General features: G+C 71.1%; 15 protein-coding genes. 13 read left to right on the top strand and 2 right to left on the bottom strand.

What is annotated here, in order from left to right; translation table 11 throughout:
• Positions 1 to 8 precede the first annotated feature (8 nt).
• The 6 genes from DEJ00_RS01100 to DEJ00_RS01075 all read left to right on the top strand — a co-directional run bounded on the left by DEJ00_RS01100 (position 9) and on the right by DEJ00_RS01075 (position 4,696).
• Positions 9 to 749: a response regulator transcription factor gene (locus DEJ00_RS01100; RefSeq protein ID WP_017888661.1), complete on the top strand. Its 741-nt coding sequence runs from the start codon at positions 9 to 11 to the stop codon at positions 747 to 749.
• A complete protein-coding gene (locus tag DEJ00_RS01095) occupies positions 746 to 2,260 on the top strand; it encodes a cell wall metabolism sensor histidine kinase WalK (RefSeq protein ID WP_051596890.1) in 1,515 nt (504 codons plus the stop codon). Before DEJ00_RS01100 ends, DEJ00_RS01095 begins: the two co-directional genes overlap by 4 nt.
• A gap of 279 nt (positions 2,261 to 2,539) precedes the next feature.
• Positions 2,540 to 3,055, top strand: coding sequence for a 50S ribosomal protein L10 (gene rplJ, locus DEJ00_RS01090; RefSeq protein WP_017888663.1), 516 nt, complete (start codon positions 2,540 to 2,542; stop codon positions 3,053 to 3,055).
• Between the two features lie 51 nt (positions 3,056 to 3,106).
• Positions 3,107 to 3,490, top strand: coding sequence for a 50S ribosomal protein L7/L12 (gene rplL / locus DEJ00_RS01085; protein WP_027466380.1), 384 nt, complete (start codon positions 3,107 to 3,109; stop codon positions 3,488 to 3,490).
• A 293-nt stretch (positions 3,491 to 3,783) separates the two neighbouring features.
• A complete protein-coding gene (locus tag DEJ00_RS01080) occupies positions 3,784 to 4,404 on the top strand; it encodes a hypothetical protein (RefSeq protein WP_111056165.1) in 621 nt (206 codons plus the stop codon).
• Position 4,405: 1 nt separating this feature from the next.
• Entirely contained in the window at positions 4,406 to 4,696 is a 291-nt protein-coding gene (locus DEJ00_RS01075; protein ID WP_111056164.1) for a hypothetical protein, read from the top strand.
• 162 nt (positions 4,697 to 4,858) lie between these two features.
• On the opposite strand, the gene DEJ00_RS01070 is transcribed toward DEJ00_RS01075, so the two are convergent.
• A complete protein-coding gene (locus DEJ00_RS01070; RefSeq protein WP_111056163.1) occupies positions 4,859 to 6,283 on the bottom strand; it encodes an amino acid permease in 1,425 nt (474 codons plus the stop codon).
• Positions 6,284 to 6,409: 126 nt separating this feature from the next.
• On the opposite strand from DEJ00_RS01070, the gene DEJ00_RS01065 reads away from it, so the two are divergent.
• The 5 genes from DEJ00_RS01065 to DEJ00_RS01045 all read left to right on the top strand — a co-directional run bounded on the left by DEJ00_RS01065 (position 6,410) and on the right by DEJ00_RS01045 (position 13,111).
• Positions 6,410 to 8,284, top strand: coding sequence for an ABC transporter ATP-binding protein (locus DEJ00_RS01065; RefSeq protein WP_027466383.1), 1,875 nt, complete (start codon positions 6,410 to 6,412; stop codon positions 8,282 to 8,284).
• A 167-nt stretch (positions 8,285 to 8,451) separates the two neighbouring features.
• The gene (locus DEJ00_RS01060; protein ID WP_027466384.1) at positions 8,452 to 9,816 is read left to right on the top strand and encodes a cystathionine beta-synthase; all 1,365 of its coding nucleotides are present in this window, start codon (positions 8,452 to 8,454) and stop codon (positions 9,814 to 9,816) included.
• Between the two features lie 13 nt (positions 9,817 to 9,829).
• Positions 9,830 to 10,975, top strand: a complete 1,146-nt coding sequence (locus tag DEJ00_RS01055; protein ID WP_017888669.1) for a cystathionine gamma-synthase — start codon at positions 9,830 to 9,832, stop codon at positions 10,973 to 10,975.
• Between the two features lie 90 nt (positions 10,976 to 11,065).
• The gene (locus tag DEJ00_RS01050) at positions 11,066 to 12,508 is read left to right on the top strand and encodes an MFS transporter (protein ID WP_111056162.1); all 1,443 of its coding nucleotides are present in this window, start codon (positions 11,066 to 11,068) and stop codon (positions 12,506 to 12,508) included.
• 30 nt (positions 12,509 to 12,538) lie between these two features.
• Entirely contained in the window at positions 12,539 to 13,111 is a 573-nt protein-coding gene (locus DEJ00_RS01045; RefSeq protein WP_027466385.1) for a substrate-binding domain-containing protein, read from the top strand.
• A 105-nt stretch (positions 13,112 to 13,216) separates the two neighbouring features.
• Here DEJ00_RS01045 and DEJ00_RS01040 read toward each other — a convergent pair whose 3' ends face one another.
• Positions 13,217 to 13,798 (bottom strand): TetR/AcrR family transcriptional regulator, encoded by a 582-nt coding sequence (locus DEJ00_RS01040; RefSeq protein WP_139179218.1) that lies wholly within the window; start codon positions 13,796 to 13,798, stop codon positions 13,217 to 13,219.
• A 225-nt stretch (positions 13,799 to 14,023) separates the two neighbouring features.
• Between DEJ00_RS01040 and DEJ00_RS01035 the strand changes: the two genes are divergently transcribed.
• A complete protein-coding gene (locus DEJ00_RS01035) occupies positions 14,024 to 15,280 on the top strand; it encodes a multidrug effflux MFS transporter (RefSeq protein ID WP_111056161.1) in 1,257 nt (418 codons plus the stop codon).
• A gap of 41 nt (positions 15,281 to 15,321) precedes the next feature.
• Positions 15,322 to 17,364, top strand: coding sequence for a helicase HerA-like domain-containing protein (locus DEJ00_RS01030; RefSeq protein WP_111056160.1), 2,043 nt, complete (start codon positions 15,322 to 15,324; stop codon positions 17,362 to 17,364).
• The last annotated feature ends 66 nt before the right edge of the window (positions 17,365 to 17,430 follow it).

Below are 17,430 nucleotides of genomic sequence, written 5' to 3'. Positions count from 1 at the left end.
TCGAAGACGTGACCATCTCCCAGCCCGCAGCAGCCCCGCGCCTCACGCGTGCCGACGGAACCCCGTTGCGCATCCTGGTCGTCGACGACGAAGCCAGCCTCACCGACCTGTTGTCCATGGCGCTCCGCTACGAGGGCTGGGACGTCAAGAGCGCGAACGGCGGCCAGGACGCCCTGACGACCGCGCGGGAGTTCAAGCCCGACGCGATGGTGCTCGACGTGATGATGCCGGACCTCGACGGGCTGCAGGTGCTCAGCCGGCTGCGGCAGAACAACGACGACACCCCGGTGCTGTTCCTCACCGCGAAGGACTCGGTCGAGGACCGCGTGACCGGACTCACCGCGGGCGGTGACGACTACGTCACCAAGCCGTTCTCCCTCGAGGAGGTCGTGGCGCGTCTGCGCGGGCTCATCCGCCGCTCGCAGATCTCGATCTCCGAGGCCGGCGACTCCCGCATCGTCGTCGGCGACCTGGTGCTCGACGAGGAGTCGTACGAGGTGCACCGCGCTGGCCGTCCGATCGAACTGACCGCCACCGAGTTCGAGCTGCTCCGCTTCCTGATGCGGAACCCCCGCCGCGTGCTGTCGAAGGCGCAGATCCTGGACCGCGTGTGGTCGTACGACTTCGGCGGCAAGTCGTCGGTCGTCGAGATCTACATCTCCTACCTGCGCAAGAAGATCGACGCCGGTGAGACCCCGATGATCCACACGGTGCGAGGCGTCGGGTACGTCATCAAGCCGACCTCGTGACCCTGCGGCGCCGGCTCGTCCTGAGCATCGTCGCCCTCGTCGTCGCCGTCAGCGCGGTGATCGGGGCGGCCAGCATCATCGCGCTCGCCTCGATCCAGACCAGCGCGATCGACAAGCAGATCACGAGCGCCACCCACCGGGCGCAGCGGTACCTGCAGCAGAACCAGTCGGGCCAGCCGAGCATCGACCTGTCCCGACCGTCCGGGCAGGCCGCCGGAACCCTGACCGCGTACTTCGTCGACGGGCAGGTCGTCATCGCGAACGTGCTCGACGACTACGGCCGCCCGAGCGGGGTCCCGCAGACGAGCGCCGAGGCACTGGGGTCCGTCCGCGTGGACGCCGACCCGGAGACGATCGACCTCGGCTCGGACGTCGGGCGGTACCGCCTCGCCGCCGTCAACGTCGGCCCGGCCGTCCTGGTCGTGGGGCTCCCGATGGCCCCCGTCTACGACAGCGTCTGGAAGCTCTTCGGGGTCGTCCTCGCCGTCGTGGCGACCGCACTGGTCGCCGGTTCGGTCGTCGCCGCGTTCGTGGTCCGGCAGTCGCTCCGACCGCTCGAGCGCGTCGCGGAGACCGCGTCCACCGTCGCGCGCATGCCGCTCGACCGCAGCGACGCCCTCGACGGTGTCCGCGTGCCCGACACCGACCCCCGAACCGAGGTCGGCCGGGTCGGCAGCGCGTTCAACCGCATGCTCGGGCACATCGGCAGTGCGATGCAGGCCCGGGAACGCTCGGAGCAGAAGGTGCGGCAGTTCGTCGCCGACGCCTCGCACGAGCTCCGGACCCCGCTCGCCTCGGTCCGCGGGTACGCCGAGCTCACCCGGCGGATGGGCGGCGACCTGCCGAAGGACGTCGTCTACGCCATGAGCCGCATCGAGTCCGAGTCCATCCGGATGACCTCGATGGTGGAGGACCTGCTGCTCCTCGCCCGGCTCGACGAAGGCCGCGAGATCCAGTTCGCCGAGGTCGACCTGACCGGCCTGGTGCTCGACGCGGTGAACGACGCACACGCCGCCTCGCCGGAACACCCCATCGAGGTCGACGTCCCGCCGGAGCCGGTGACCATCACGGGCGACGCCGCACGACTGCACCAGGTCATCGTGAACCTCGTCACGAACGCCCGGACCCACACGCCCGAGGGCACCCGCATCACGGTGGGCCTCGCGCCGGTCGACGGCGGAGTCGACCTGACCGTGCGCGACACCGGCCAGGGGATCGACCCGGAGTTCCTTCCGAAGCTGTTCGAGCGCTTCGCCCGGGCCGACAGCTCGCGGTCCCGCACGGTCGGGTCGACCGGCCTCGGGCTCGCCATCGTGGACGCGGTGGTGCAGGCGCACGGTGGCCGGGTCGAGGTCACGAGCGAGCCGGGAGACACCGTGTTCACGGTGCACCTGCCGCGCGACCCTGCTGCGGCTGCCGCCGCGGCAGGGGCTGTCGCGTCGTCGTCGGCTGACCCTGCCGGGTCCGCGGACTGGTCGGCGACACCCGCTGCGGTGGACCGTACCCACTGACGGTCGGGAGGCGCGGGGCGGGGCCGCCCCGTGCCTCCAGTGTGGTGTTTGGTGACGCCCACGGCGTCTGGTACAGTTCTCGAAGCCAAAGACCGCCGGATGTCGTGCTGCTCGCAACGTGTTTGTGAACATCGTGACCGAAGGTCCTCACTCGTGAGGCATCCCGCGCAGGTGTTCCGAACCACTCCCACCATCTGGTGAGAGCAGCTCCGAGCCTCTGCGCCGGAGCTTTTTTCGTTCGTGGACCTGGGGCTGCCGGCAAGACCCCCAAGGAGAACCATGGCGAACAAGGAAGCTGCGGTCGCCGAGCTCACGGAGTCCTTCCGTAGCTCGAACGCCGTTCTGCTCACCGAGTACCGCGGTCTCACGGTCGCGCAGCTCAAGGAGCTCCGCAACTCGATCCGTGAGCACGCCACGTACGCCGTGGTGAAGAACACGCTGACCAAGATCGCGGCGAACAACGCCGGCATCTCGTCGTTCGACGACGAGCTCGCCGGTCCGTCCGCTCTCGCCTTCGTCCACGGTGACACCGTCGCCGTCGCGAAGTCGCTGCGTGCATTCGCCAAGGCGAACCCCGAGCTCGTGGTGAAGGGCGGTTACTTCGACGGTAACCCGCTCACCGCGACCGAGGTGGACAAGCTCGCCGACCTCGAGTCCCGTGAAGTGCTGCTCGGCAAGCTCGCCGGCGCACTCAAGGCCTCGCTGTTCGGTGCTGCGTACCTGTTCCAGGCACCCCTCTCGCAGGCCGTCCGCACCGTGGACGCCCTTCGCGAGAAGCAGGAGTCCGCGGCCTGATCAGGCTCGCGTTCATCAACCACACGTACTAGCTAGTAGTAGGAGAAAATCATGGCGAAGCTTTCGCAGGACGAGCTCATCGAGGCCTTCAAGGAGCTCACGCTCATCGAGCTCTCGGACTTCGTGAAGAAGTTCGAAGAGGTCTTCGAGGTCACCGCGGCCGCCCCGGTCGCCGCTGCCGCCCCCGCCGGCGCAGCTGCTCCGGCCGAGGCCGCTGAGGAGAAGACCGAGTTCGACGTCATCCTCAAGTCCGCTGGTGACAAGAAGATCCAGGTCATCAAGGAGGTCCGTGGCCTGACGTCGCTCGGCCTCGGTGAGGCCAAGGCGCTCGTCGAGACCGCCGACGCCAAGATCCTCGAGGGTGCGAACAAGGAGACCGCCGACAAGGCGAAGGCAACCCTCGAGGCCGCTGGCGCCACGATCGAGCTCGCGTAGTCTCGACCGTTCCGGTCACGAAGGCCGCTGCCCCTCGGGGCGGCGGCCTTCGTCGTGTGCGGGTGCCGCGCGCGGCGGGCGCGGCGACGTTTCGCGCTTTTTGTCGCTTTCGCCGAAGCGACAGATGGGCCCTGGAAGATCACGGATTCTTGTCGCTTCGGCGCCTTTGACTGTGCCCGCTTCTGGAGAGTCGTCGTTTTGGCATCGCCGCACGACTGCCTGGAGGCGCGTGGGTTCTCCACAGACCGTCGAACGTCGCCGACATCGGTTGCGCTGGCCGACAGAGTGTTGCCATGCACCCTGCCAATGCCATCGCGCTGTTCCGGACGAACAGACTCGAGCGCGCGGACGCACGACAGCTGCAGCGCCGCAAGCTGGCCGGCGAACTCGTCCGCGTGCGGCATGGCGTCTACGTCGACCGCTCGGCGTGGGACGCGCTCGACGGCCGGAGCCGACACCTCGTCCGCATGCGTGCCGCTCTCCCGCTGCTCCGCGGAGGCGCTGTGTGGTCGCTCGACTCAGCGGCTGCGATCCTCGGCGCACCTCGTCTCGACCAGTGGCCGGAGCGCGTCCATGCGAACGTGCCCGGGCTGGAGCATGACCTCCGACGTACCGGGCTGACGATGCACGCCGGGTCCTCGCACGTGTCGGGGCACCGTTTCCACGGCGTCGAGTACACCGCTCTCGCGCAGACGACTATCGAGCTTGCTCGTCGGGGATCCCTGGCCGCGGCGGTCGTCGGGCTGGATCACGCACTCCGCAACGGAGTCCGGCACGAAGACCTCGAGCACCTGGCGCTGATTGCCGGTCCGTGGGGCGCGGTCCGCCTTGAGCACGCGTTGGAGATCTGCGATGTCCGCGTCGGTGGGCGAGTCCTACTTCGCAGCGCGTGGGGCCGAGCTCGGCTGCCCTGACATGGAACCGCAGCACGAGTTCGTCGGCGTGGACGGTGCCGTCGACCGGGTCGACTTCTGGTTGCCGAGGCAGGGGATCGTGATCGAGTTCGACGGCCGGCAGAAGTACGAGGACCGCGAGATGCTGCGGGGGAGGAGCGGCGCCGACGCCGTCTGGAGGGAGAAGCAGCGCGAGGACCGGGTCCGTGCTCGCGGCGAGGTCAACGGGTTCGTCCGCGTGTACTGGGAGCACCTCGTCGTGCCGGAGCGCCTTCGAACCCTGTTCCGTCAGCACGGTGTGCCGTGCCGATGACGACCTGGCATCTTGGTACTGCCATAGCGACACTTCTCGCGGGAAGGAAGTCACGCCTCCCGGCAGAGCGACAGAGTGCCGCGAACGTTCCGCGTACATCTGTCGCTTTGGCAGGAGCGAGCGCGTGAGGTCGTCGCGCGGCGGGCGCGCCGCGGCGGCGCGTCAGCGCAGGGTGCTGTGGCGGCGGCCGTAGGCCAGGTAGAGCACGGCGCCAGCGACCATCCAGATGCCGAAGGCGATCCAGGTGGTGGCGCCGAGGAACACCGCGAGCAGCACGCAGCTCAGGGTGCCGAGGATCGGCACGACGGGGAACAGCGGCACCCGGTACGAGCGCTCCAGGTCGGGCTGCGAGCGGCGGAGCACGATGACGGACACGTTCACCAGGGCGAACGCGACGAGGGTGCCGATGCTCGTGGCGTCGGCGAGTTCACCGAGGGGCACGAGCGCGGCGACGATCGTCACGGCGATGCCGATGATGAGCGTGTTCGCGATCGGGGTGCCGGTACGACGGGAGACCCGCCCGAAGACCTTCGGTACCAGGCCGTCGCGGGACATCGTGAGCAGGATGCGGGTCTGGCCGTACAGGACGGTGAGGACGACACTGGCGATGGCGACGACGGCGCCGATCGAGAACACGAGGGCGACGAGCGGCTGCCCCGTGACGTCGACGACGATGCGGACGAGTGACGCTTCGGACGACGAGAACGCGGTCCACGAGCGGGCCCCGACGGCGGCGATCGCGACGAGGATGTACAGCGCCGTGATGAGCGCGATCGAGCCGATGATCGCCCGGGGCAGGTCGCGGCGGGGGTTCTTCGCCTCTTCACCGGCGGTCGAGGCGGCGTCGAAGCCGATGTACGAGAAGAACAGCCGTGATGCGGCGGCGGTGACCCCGGCGGCGCCCATCGGTGCGAGCGGCTCGAAGTTCTGCGCCCGGAACGCCGTGAACGCCACGACGACGAAGAAGACCAGCAGGGCGATCTTCACGATCACCATGACCGTGTTCACCCAGGCGCTCTCGCGGGCACCGGGCAGCAGCACGACGGTGGCGAGCAGGACCAGCACCGCCGCGGGCAGGTTGACCACGCCGCCGTCGACCGGGGGAGCGGCGAGCGCGGTGGGCAGGTGCAGGCCGAACACACGGAGGGTCTCGTCGACGTACTCGCTGGCACCCACCGCGACCGCGGCCACCGAGACGGCGTACTCGAGCACGAGGCACCAGCCGCAGATCCAGGCGATGCCCTCGCCCATCGTGGCGTACGTGTACGAGTAGCTGGACCCCGAGGTCGGGACGGCGCCCGCCATCTCGGCGTAGGACAGCGCGGACAGCAGCGCGGCGATCCCGGCGACGACGAACGAGATCCAGACGGCGGGACCGGCGAGCGGGACCGCGGTGCCGAGGACGACCAGGATGCCGGTGCCGAGCGTGGCCCCGACGCTGATCATCGTCAGCTGCCAGACCCCGAGCGATCGGCGGAGGGGTTCACCGTTGACACCTCGGGAGGCTTCGGCCTGCAGCTGCTCGATCGGCTTGCGGCGGGCGAGCTGCGCCCCCAGGGACGTGGGACGTGACGGCGCGGACGACATGGGACCTCGGTGGTGCGGGGACGGGGACGGCACATGCTCGCACGCCCCCTGAACGGGGTCAAATACTGCGGTGCTGTGGAGAGAGCGGTCGATGTCCGAGCGCGGGGCTACGGTGGCTCCATGAGCATGGGACACGGCGGGCGAGGCGGCGGTCCGCGCGGGGGTGGGCGCATCTCGAGCGGCGACTTCCGTGCGCAGAAGGCCGCCAACGCCGAGGCGCCGAGGATCCCGCACCTGGTCCGGCGCATCGCCGCGCTGTTCGAGCCGCACCGTCGGGCGATCATGCTCACGGTCGTCCTCGTGCTGATCGGTGCGGCCATCTCGGTCGTGCCGCCACTGCTCACCCAGCAGGCGTTCGACCGTGGGCTGTTCCCGCCGTCGGGCCGCCCGGACGTCCCGGTGCTGATCGAGCTCGTGTCCGCGATGGTCCTGCTCTGGATCGCGAGCGCCGGGGTCGGCGTCTGGCAGACGTACCTGACCGCGACGGTCGGCAACAAGGTCATGGGTGCGATGCGGATGCGCCTGTTCGCGCACCTGCAGCGGATGGAACTCGCGTTCTTCACCCGCACCAAGACCGGCGTCATCCAGTCACGCCTGCAGAACGACGTGGGCGGCGTGGCGAGCGTGCTGAACAACACGATCTCGTCGGTGCTCGGCAACACCGTGACCGTGATCGCCGCCGTGGTCGCGATGCTCCTGCTGAGCTGGCAGATGACGCTGGTCGCCGTCGTCCTGCTGCCGCTGCTCGTGATCGCGCAGCGCCGCGTCGGCCAGGTCCGGGCCCGCATCGCCGCGCAGACGCAGGAGTCGCTGTCCGACATGACGGCCATCACGCAAGAGGCGCTGAGCGTCTCCGGCATCCTGCTCGCGAAGAGCTTCAACCAGCAGGCCAGCGAGACCCGCCGCTACGGGGACGAGAACCGCAACCAGATCACCCTGCAGGTGCGCCAGCAGATGTCCGGGCAGTGGTTCTTCGCGATCGTGCAGATCTTCCTGTCGATCATCCCGGCGATCATCTACGTCGTCGCCGCGTACCTGATCATCGGCGACGTCCCGATCACGGCCGGGACGATCGTCGCGTTCACGACGGTGCAGTCCCGGCTGCTGTTCCCGACGGTCGGGCTGCTGCGCGTGGTCCTCGACCTGCAGACCTCCGGTGCGCTCTTCGCCCGCATCTTCGAGTACTTCGACCTCAAGCCGGCCATCACCGACTCGCCGACCGCCCGGCCCGTGGACGAGTCGAAGGTCGGCCACGTCGCCTTCGACGACGTCGTCTTCACCTACCCCGACGGCGAAGCCGACAAGCCGACCCTGCGCGGGGTGTCGTTCGAGCTCCGCCCCGGGCAGTTCGCGGCCTTCGTCGGTCCCTCCGGCGCGGGCAAGACGACGGTGTCCTACCTGGTGCCCCGGCTGTACGAGGCGACCGAGGGATCGGTACGGTTCGCCGGGCAGGACGTCCGCGACCTGGTGCACGAGGACCTGATGCGGCACGTCGGCATCGTCAGCCAGGAGACGTACCTGTTCCACGCCACGATCGGCGAGAACCTGCGGTACGCCAAGCCCGACGCCACCGACGACGAGCTCGAGCGTGCGGCCCGTGCGGCGAACATCCACGACACGATCGCGTCGTTCCCGGACGGCTACGACACCGTGGTGGGGGAGCGCGGCTACCGCCTGTCCGGTGGTGAGAAGCAGCGCATCGCCATCGCCCGGGTCATGCTGAAGGACCCGCCGGTGCTCGTCCTCGACGAGGCCACCAGCGCGCTCGACTCCATCTCGGAGCACGTCGTGCAGACGGCGCTCGACACGGCGGCGGCCGGGCGGACCACCATCTCCATCGCGCACCGGCTGTCGACGATCCGCGACGCCGACGTCATCTTCGTCCTCGACCACGGCCAGATCGTCGAGCAGGGCACGCACGACGAACTCCTCGCCCTCGACGGCACGTACGCGCAGCTGCACCGACAGCAGAACTCGTCGGCGGACGTCGTTCGCCCCTGACGGTCGCGACCGGGCGCCGGACAGGAGGCCCGTGGCGGCGTCCGCACGGGCCTCCCGTCCGGCGCGCAGCGCGACCAGGGCTCGCCGTCCGCCGCGGGATCCCGGAGCGTTGTCCGCACACGACACATCCCAGCGGGACGCGGGGACCGCGTCCTAGACTCGACGGCGTGCGTTACGCGAACTCCGTCGTCGACCTCGTCGGCGACACCCCGCTCGTCAAGCTCAACCGGGTGACCGAGGGGGTGCGGGCGACCATCCTCGTGAAGGTCGAGTACCTGAACCCCGGTGGGTCGTCGAAGGACCGCATCGCCACCCGGATCATCGACGCGGCCGAGGCCTCCGGTGACCTGCGCCCCGGCGGCACCATCGTCGAACCGACCTCCGGCAACACCGGCGTCGGTCTGGCCCTGGTCGCACAGCAGCGCGGCTACCGGTGCGTCTTCGTGCTGCCCGACAAGGTCGGCGAGGACAAGCGCAACGTGCTGACGGCGTACGGCGCCGAGATCGTCGTCACCCCGACCGCGGTCGCGCCGGAGCACCCCGAGTCCTACTACTCGGTGTCGGACCGGCTCGTGCAGGAGATCCCCGGCGCCTACAAGCCGAACCAGTACGCGAACCCGAACGGTCCCCGCAGCCACTACGAGACCACCGGTCCGGAGATCTGGCGCGACACCGAGGGGCAGATTACCCACTTCGTCGCGGGCGTCGGCACCGGCGGCACGATCTCCGGCACCGGACGGTACCTGAAGGAGGCGTCCGACGGCGGCGTCCGCATCGTCGGGGCCGACCCCGAGGGCTCCGTCTACTCCGGCGGCACCGGTCGCCCGTACCTGGTCGAGGGCGTCGGCGAGGACTTCTGGCCGAGCGCGTACGACGCCGGCGTGCCGGACGAGATCATCGCCGTGTCGGACGCCGACTCCTTCGCGATGACCCGTCGCCTGGCGCGTGAAGAAGGACTGCTCGTCGGCGGCTCGAGCGGCATGGCCGTCGTCGCGGCACTCCGCGCCGCCCGTGACCTGACTGAGGACGACGTCGTCGTCGTGCTGCTGCCGGACGGCGGCCGCGGCTACCTCGGCAAGATCTTCAACGACCGGTGGATGCGCTCCTACGGCTTCGCCGAGACCGACGACGAGCGCACCGTCGGCTCGCTCATCGCCGGCAAGGACGGCCGCCTGCCCGACCTGGTGCACGCGCACCCGGCGGACACCGTGCGCGACGTCGTCGACATCATGACCAAGTACGGCGTCTCGCAGATGCCGGTGCTCAGCGCGGAGCCGCCCGTCGTCATCGGCGAGGTCGTCGGCGCCGTCGAGGAGAAGGCACTGCTCGAGCAGGTCTTCACCGGCACCGCGAAGATGTCGGACGCGCTCACCGGCTTCGTCGGCGACCCGCTGCCGCTCATCGGCGTCGGCGAGTCGGTCTCCGCGGCACGTCGTGCGCTCGAGTCGGCCGACGCGCTCCTCGTCGTCGAGGACGGCAAGCCCGTCACCGTGCTGACCCGGCACGACCTCCTCACCTACCTCTCCGAGTAAGGAACCACCGAGCATGACCGAGTTCAGCACCCGAGCCGTCCACGCCGGCCAGGAGCCCGACGAGACCACCGGCGCCGTCATCCCGCCGATCCACCTGACGTCGACGTACGTGCAGGACGGCGTCGGCGGCATGCGCAACGGCTACGAGTACTCGCGCGCCGGCAACCCGACGCGCGACTCGCTGCAGGTGCTCCTCGCCGACCTCGACGGGGGCGTCGCGGCGTCGTCGTTCGCGTCCGGACTCGCCGCCGAGGACGCCCTGCTCCGCGCCGCGCTGGTCCCCGGTGGCCGTGTCGTGATGGGCAACGACGTGTACGGCGGCACCCACCGCCTGGTGAGTCGGCTGCACGTTCCGTGGGGTGTCGAGCTCGTCGTCGTCGACATGAGCGACCTCGACCAGGTCCGCGCGGCACTGCAGGGGGCACCGGCCACGACGGTGCTGTGGGTCGAGACGCCGACGAACCCGCTCATGAAGATCGCCGACATCGCCGCGCTCGCGACCCTCGGGCACGAGTCGGGCGCCCTGGTGGTCGTCGACAACACGTTCGCGTCGCCGTACCTGCAGCAGCCGCTGTCGCTCGGCGCCGACGTCGTCGTGTACTCGACCACGAAGTACCTCGGCGGACACTCCGACGTCGTCGGCGGAGCCGTCGTGCTCGCGGACGAGGAGCTCGCGGCGAAGGTGCAGTTCCTGCAGTTCGGCGCGGGTGCGATCTCGTCGCCGTTCGACGCCTACCTGACCACCCGTGGCATCAAGACGCTCGCGGTGCGGATGGAGCGGCACTCGCGGAACGCGCAGGCCGTCGCCGAGGCGCTCGTCGTCGCGCCCGGCGTCGAGCGCGTCTACTACCCGGGCCTGCCCGACCACCCGGGGCACGACGTCGCCGCCCGCCAGATGCGTGGCTTCGGCGGGATGCTCTCGGTCGCGCTGTCCGGCGGCGCCGAGGCCGCGAAGCGGTTCGCGGAGTCGACGGAGCTGTTCGCCCTGGCCGAGTCGCTCGGTGGCGTGGAGTCGCTCATCGGGTACCCGAGCGAGATGACCCACGCGTCGGTCAAGGGCACCGAGCTGGCCGTACCGGAGAACGTCGTGCGGCTGTCGGTCGGCATCGAGGACGCCGGCGACCTGGTGGCGGACCTGGAGCAGGCGCTGACGCGCTGACGCGTGGCCCGGTGACGCGGACCGCTGACACGGGACCGCTGACGCGGGACCGCTGCCACACCGTCACCCCTCGCCCCTACGATGTCGTAGATGAGCACAACGGCGTCGCGGACCAGCCTGCTGAGCGGGCCGTACGCCCTCGCGACGATCGGCATGGTCGCGATCGTCGGCGTCGCGGCGTTCCAGAACCTGGCGATGACGACGATCATGCCGGTGATCAGCCGCGACCTCGACGGCGAGACCCTGTACGCGCTCGCCTTCGCCGCCCCGCTCGCCGCCGGGGTGCCGGGGATGGTGCTCGCCGGCAACTGGACCGATCGCGCCGGTGGCCGGATCGTGGCGTGGGTGTCGGCGGCGTTCTTCGCGGTGGGGACCGCCGTGGTCATGCTCGCGCCGACCATGGAGGTGTTCCTGGCCGGCCGGCTCATCGAGGGGTTCGGCGCCGGGGCCATCGACGTGGTGCTCTACGTGCTCGTCGCCCGGATCTTCCCCGCCGAGCTGCACGGCCCGGTGTTCGCCGGGTTCGCCGCGGCCTGGGTCGTGCCGGCGTTGATCGGCCCCGCCCTGGCCGGCATCGTCACCGACACCTGGAACTGGCATTGGGTGTTCGCCGGGGCGCTGGCGATCGCGCTGGTCGCCTTCGCCCTGCTCGTGCCGACCCTCGGCCGGGTGCACGCTCCGGCCGCGTCGCTCCGCCCGCCGTGGCAGCGGCTCAGGATCGGCTGGTCGGTGGCCGCTGCCGTGTCGATCCTGCTGCTCAACGTCGCGCCCGACCTGACCCCGTGGGGCATGGTCGCGGCGGTGCTCGTCGGGTTGGTCGGCACCTGGTTCGCCCTGCGGCCGCTGCTGCCGACCGGCACGTTCCGGGCCGCGGCCGGGCTGCCGTCGGTCGTGCTCCTGCGCGGGCTCGTCGCCGCGTCGTTCTTCGGGAGCGAGGCGTACGTGCCGTTCCTGCTGCAGGCCGAACACGGGTTGTCACCGTCCGCTGCGGGGCTGGCCCTGACGGTGGCGGCACTCAGCTGGGCTGCTTCGAGCTGGGCGCACGGTCGTCTGGGGGAACAGCGGCTCACCGCCCGTCGCACCTTCGGGGTCGGGCTGACGCTGGTGCTCGTCAGCCTGGTGACCGCGCTCGCGGTCGCGACGTTCGACCTGTCGTGGTGGGTGCTGGTCGCCGGCTGGTTCGTCGGTGGCGCGGGCATGGGCGCGATCTACCCGCGCGCCTCGATGCTGACCCTGCGGTTCTCCGGCGAGGGCGACGACGGGTTCGCGAGCTCGGCCCTGACGATCGCTGACGCAGCCGGCAGCGTGATCGGTCTCGCGGTGACCGGCCTGCTCTTCACCGCGACCGGTGGTGCCGACGGCACGGTGTCGTTCCCCCTGGTCTTCGCGGCGATGATCGGTTTCGCTGCGCTGGCGATCGCGGCCGTCCGACGGCTCGGCCCCGTGCCGGCGCCGGCGACGACGGCCCCGGTGGGCCCGGGCGGATCCGTCCCGTCGCGGACTCCGTCGTCGCACGGCCCGGCCGCCGGGTAGCGTGGCAGACCGGACCGAAGAGGAGACCCCGTGCTGCGCATCGTCGCCGTGACCGTCGCCCTGGCGGCGGCCCTGACCCTGGCCGGGTGCCAGGGCACGACGTCGGCTGCCCCCACACCGGTGCAGAGCACCGACCTGACGAGCTCCGACGGCGGTTTCGACCAGCAGGCTGTGATCGGTGTCGTCCTGCTCCACGACGACGCGGCCCTCGCCGACCGGCTCCGCACCGACCTGACCGACGCCGGGTTCCGGCCCGACGTCCGGGTCGCTCCGGCATCGGGCGCTGCGGCGTCACAGCAGACCGCGGTCGCCCAGCTCGTGCGCAAGGGCGCCAAGGCCCTGCTCGTGCACGCGGCCCGACCGTCCGCCCTGACCGGTGTGATCCAGACCGCCCACGACGCCGGGGTCGTCGTGGTGTCCCTCGGCGACCCGCTGCCCGCCGCCGGCACCGGTGGGGACGGGGTCTCCGCCGACTACCGCGTGCCGTCGGAGGGCGACGACGCGGACGTCGCTGCCACCGCGGTCGAGGTCGTGCAGTCCCTGCAGCGCGGCGAGAAGCCGGAGACCGACCCGTCAGACGGCGACACGACCGACGCCGAGTAGGCACGCGCAGCACGCGCAGCACGCACAGCACGCGCAGCACGAGCAGCACGGGCACGGCAGCAGGCCAGCACCCACGCGATCACACGACCGAAACGAACGGCCGGCTCAGCTCCACCACGCCGGGAACGACAGCGTGATCGTCTCCACCAGCGCCTTCCGCGACCGACGGGGCCCCGCCAGCCAGGCCTCGATCGCCCCGACGAACCCCTGCGCCACGAACCCCGCGGCGACGTCGTCGAGCAGCTCGGGCCGGCGTGCGGGATCGAGCTCGCGGATGTGCAGGGCACTCGACACCGTGAAGTGCTCGACGAGCAGCCGGTGCAGCGACGCGTCGTTCGGGTCCGGCAGCGCCTTGCCGTAGATGTCGCGGTGCGTCGTCACGTGCTCGACGACGGCGTTGATGCCGCGCCGGGTGATGGCTGCGAGCTCGTCGGCTCCGGCGCCCCGGTCGGCGGCGGCTCGGCGCTCGTCGGCGTCGTCCTGCCGGATGCGGTCGAGTTCCGGCGTCAGGACGTCGGCGAGCAGCGACCCGGGGGAGACGGCGTGCGAGTAGAACGTGGCCCGGTTGATGCCGGCGGCACGCGTGACGTCGGCGACGGTGATCTCCGAGACCGGTCGGTCCGCGGCGAGTCGCAGGATCGCCTCGCGCAGCGCTGCAGTGGTGTGCAGGATCCGGGCATCCACCATGACGCCCACCCCCTTCTGATCCGCTTCACCCGGAAGGCCCCCGAGCAGTCCGACGCTACCGCATGGTCCGCGCGCGGCCGAGGGGCAGCACGAGCCGCTTCACGCGGGCGGCCGGCACCGGCGGCGCCGAGCACGCACCGGCGACCGTAGGATGGTTCCGCGGACGAATCGATTCGATGACCCGCGATCACCCCCGCCCCCTCATCGTCGAAGGACTCCTGTCTCGTGACCGCGCCCGCCACCACCGGTTCGCTCCGGGTCGTCCTGCACCCGGGAGACTCGCTCTCCCGCGGGCAGCGACTCGTCTACGTCTTCGTCCTGGGCGCCCTCACGGCGCTCGGTCCGTTCACGATCGACCTGTACCTGCCGGCGTTCCCGGCGATCAAGGACCAGTTCAGCGTCACCGACGGTGCGGTCCAGCTGACGCTCACCGCGACGACGCTCGGCTTCGCCATCGGGCAGCTCCTGGTCGGCCCGTGGAGCGACAAGGTGGGTCGCCGACTGCCGCTGATCATCGCGACGACGGTGCACATCGCCGCGTCGATCGGCGCCGCGACCGCGCCGGACATCGAGCTGCTCGCCGTGTTCCGCGTGCTGCAGGGCATGGGCGCCGCAGCCGGTGGTGTCGTCGCGATGGCGACGGTGCGTGACCTGTTCGGCGGCAAACCGCTGGTGCGGATGCTGTCCCGCCTGGCGATGGTGAACGGCCTCGCGCCGATCCTCGCGCCGCTCATCGGTTCGCAGATGCTGCAGTTCACCAGCTGGCGCGGCATCTTCGTCTTCCTCGCCTGCTACGGCCTGGCGGTGGTGATCGCGTCGATCCTGCTCATCGTCGAGACCCTGCCGCCGGCCCGCCGGCACGAGGCCGGGCACTCCACCATCGGCCAGCGCTACAAGGCGCTGTTCTCCGACCGGATCTTCGTCGGTGTCGCGCTCATCGGCGCCATGGTGTTCAGCGGGCTGTTCTCGTACCTCAGCGCGTCGCCGTTCCTGTTCCAGCAGGTCTACGGGCTCGACGCCCAGCAGTACGGACTGCTCTTCGCCGTCAACTCGGTCGGGGTCGTCCTCGGCGTGCAGATCTCGTCGCGGCTCGCCCAGCGCGTCGGTCCGCAGTGGATCCTGGCGTGCTCGACCGCGACCCTGCTGCTGGCGTCGGTCGCGATCATCGTCCTCGACCAGCTCGGGGCCGGTCTGGTCGGCGTGCTGGTGCCGCTGTGGTTCTTCATCGCCGCGTGCGGGTTCTCGTTCCCGCTCGTCCAGGTCATCGGTCTCGCCGCCCACGGAAAAGAGGCGGGGACCGCCGCCTCGGTGCTCGGCGCCCTGAACTTCGGTGTCGCCGGGCTCATCTCGCCGGTCGTCGGTTGGCTCGGCATCACGACGGCCACCCCGATGGCGATGGTGATGGCGTCGACCGCCGCCGTCGCGATCCTGATGCTCTGGTTCGTGGTCCGCCCCCGGACGGTCCCCGCGCTCACGCACTGACGACCCGGACCGCCGCGCGCTCCGGTCCCTAGGCTGAGCCCATGAGCGACGCGACGGAGCGGGCACGGGCGGCTGCCGAGGCAGCGAGACAGGCCGCCGACGAGGCACGTCGGCTCGCCGACGAAGCGGCGCGACGAGCCGAGGAGCTCGCCGCCGCACTGGCGGTGGAGGAGCAGACGGAGCGCACCGCCGACGCGGAACCCGCGGTCGTCGGGTCCCCACCACCCACCGGCCTGGAGGCGCGGCTCACGCCCGACGCGGAGCCCGCCCCTGCGGCCGCACCGGCTCCGACCACCCCTGCCGCGGCGGCCGCACCGGCTCCGACCACCCCTGCCGCGGCGGTCGAGGCGACCGCCCCGGATCCGGTGGCGACGGCGGCGACCGGCGCCGCGCCTCCCGTCCGGGGTGGGACCGGACCGCTCGGACCGGACGCGGTCTCGGCGATCCGTGACGGCTACGCCGTCGACGGCGGTGCGATCGAACTCGGTGCCCTGGTCAACGGCGCAGCGGTGCCCGAGGTACAGGTCCGCATCCCGCTCGCGATGCTGAACCGGCACGGGCTGGTGGCCGGGGCGACCGGTACCGGCAAGACCCGCACGCTGCAGGTGCTCGCCGAGCAGATCGCGGCGAACGGCGTGCCGGTGTTCGCCGCCGACATCAAGGGCGACCTGTCGGGTCTGGCCGTCGCGGGGCAGGCGACCGACAAGCTGCTCGACCGCACCGCGGGCATCGGCCAGCAGTGGCAGGGCGTCGCGAGCCAGGCCGAGCTGTTCTCGCTGGGCGGGCAGGGTACGGGCGTGCCGATCCGTGCCACCGTCTCCGGGTTCGGGCCGCTGCTGCTGTCGAAGGTGCTCGGCCTGAACGACACGCAGGAGTCCTCGCTCGGCCTGGTGTTCCACTACGCGACGCAGCAGGGTCTGGCGCTGGTGGACCTCGACGACCTGCGGAGCGTGCTGACGTTCCTGGTGAGCGAGCAGGGCAAGGGGGAACTCGCCGAGCTCGGGGGCCTGTCGAAGCAGACCGCGGGGGTGATCCTGCGCGAGCTCGTCACCTTCGCCGACCAGGGCGCCGACCGGTTCTTCGGGGCGCCCGAGATCGACACGCAGGTGTTCCTGCGGACGGCGGCGGACGGGCGGGGGATCGTCAGCCTGCTCGAGGTGCCCGGTGTGCAGGACCGGCCGGAGGTCTTCTCGACGTTCCTGATGTGGTTGCTGGCGGACCTGTTCAACGAGCTGCCCGAGGTCGGCGACCAGGACGAGCCGAAGCTCGTGTTCTTCCTGGACGAGGCGCACCTGCTGTTCGACGGGGCGTCGAAGGACTTCACCGAGCAGATCGTGCGGACCGTGCGGCTCATCCGGTCGAAGGGCGTCGGGGTCTTCTTCGTGACGCAGACCCCGAAGGACGTGCCGAACGACGTGCTGGCGCAGCTCGGGTCGCGCATCCAGCACCAGCTCCGCGCCCACACCCCGGACGACGCGAAGGCGCTCCGGGCGACGGTGTCGACCTACCCGACGAGCGACTACGACCTGGGCGAGGTCCTCACGTCGCTCGCGACCGGCGAAGCGATCGTCACGGTGATGAACGAGCGGGGCGCACCGACCCCCGTCGCGTGGACCCGGCTGCGCGCACCCCAGGGGTCGATGGACCCGATGCCGGCCGACGAGATGGCCGCGCGGGTGCAGGCCTCACCGCTCCTGTCGACCTACGGCACCCGCGTCGATCCGGACTCGGCGCGCGAGGTGCTCGCGCGCCGGATGGAGGCGGCGGCCGCTGCAGCCGACGCCGCTGCCGCAGCCGACGAGGCAGCTGCCGCCGCGGCGGACGCATCGGCGGATGCCCAGCAGGAGTATGAGCGGCAGCAGCGGGAGTTCGAGCGGGCCGAGCGAGCGTCGGACGCCCGGCGGTCCGGTCGGTCCGGCGGCTCCGGTCGGTCGGGCGGGACGCAGCGGTCCGGGACGCGGCGGTCCGGGACGCGGCGATCCGCGGGGGACCCGCTGTCGGACCTGCTCGGCTCCGGGCTGGGCGGGACCATCGCGAAGGAAGTGGTGCGCGGGATCTTCTCGACGCTGCGGCGTCGGCGCTGACCGGTGCCGCGCTGACCGGTGCCGTGCTGACGGGTGCCGTGCGGTGGCCGCTGGCCCGTCCGCCGG

This window comes from Curtobacterium sp. MCLR17_039 (genome assembly GCF_003234745.1).
Classification (GTDB): Bacteria; Actinomycetota; Actinomycetes; order Actinomycetales; family Microbacteriaceae; genus Curtobacterium; species Curtobacterium flaccumfaciens.
This window is presented reverse-complemented; position numbering and strand designations above follow the sequence as displayed.

Excerpts from the sequence above, each read along its gene's own strand:
- rplJ (WP_017888663.1), top strand. The coding sequence starts at position 2,540 with ATGGCGAACAAGGAAGCTGCGGTCGCCGAGCTCACGGAGTCCTTCCGT.
- rplL (WP_027466380.1), top strand. The coding sequence starts at position 3,107 with ATGGCGAAGCTTTCGCAGGACGAGCTCATCGAGGCCTTCAAGGAGCTC.
- DEJ00_RS01080 (WP_111056165.1), top strand. The coding sequence starts at position 3,784 with ATGCACCCTGCCAATGCCATCGCGCTGTTCCGGACGAACAGACTCGAG.
- DEJ00_RS01075 (WP_111056164.1), top strand. The coding sequence starts at position 4,406 with ATGGAACCGCAGCACGAGTTCGTCGGCGTGGACGGTGCCGTCGACCGG.
- DEJ00_RS01070 (WP_111056163.1), bottom strand. The coding sequence starts at position 6,283 with ATGTCGTCCGCGCCGTCACGTCCCACGTCCCTGGGGGCGCAGCTCGCC.
- DEJ00_RS01065 (WP_027466383.1), top strand. The coding sequence starts at position 6,410 with ATGGGACACGGCGGGCGAGGCGGCGGTCCGCGCGGGGGTGGGCGCATC.
- DEJ00_RS01055 (WP_017888669.1), top strand. The coding sequence starts at position 9,830 with ATGACCGAGTTCAGCACCCGAGCCGTCCACGCCGGCCAGGAGCCCGAC.
- DEJ00_RS01050 (WP_111056162.1), top strand. The coding sequence starts at position 11,066 with ATGAGCACAACGGCGTCGCGGACCAGCCTGCTGAGCGGGCCGTACGCC.
- DEJ00_RS01040 (WP_139179218.1), bottom strand. The coding sequence starts at position 13,798 with ATGGTGGATGCCCGGATCCTGCACACCACTGCAGCGCTGCGCGAGGCG.
- DEJ00_RS01030 (WP_111056160.1), top strand. The coding sequence starts at position 15,322 with ATGAGCGACGCGACGGAGCGGGCACGGGCGGCTGCCGAGGCAGCGAGA.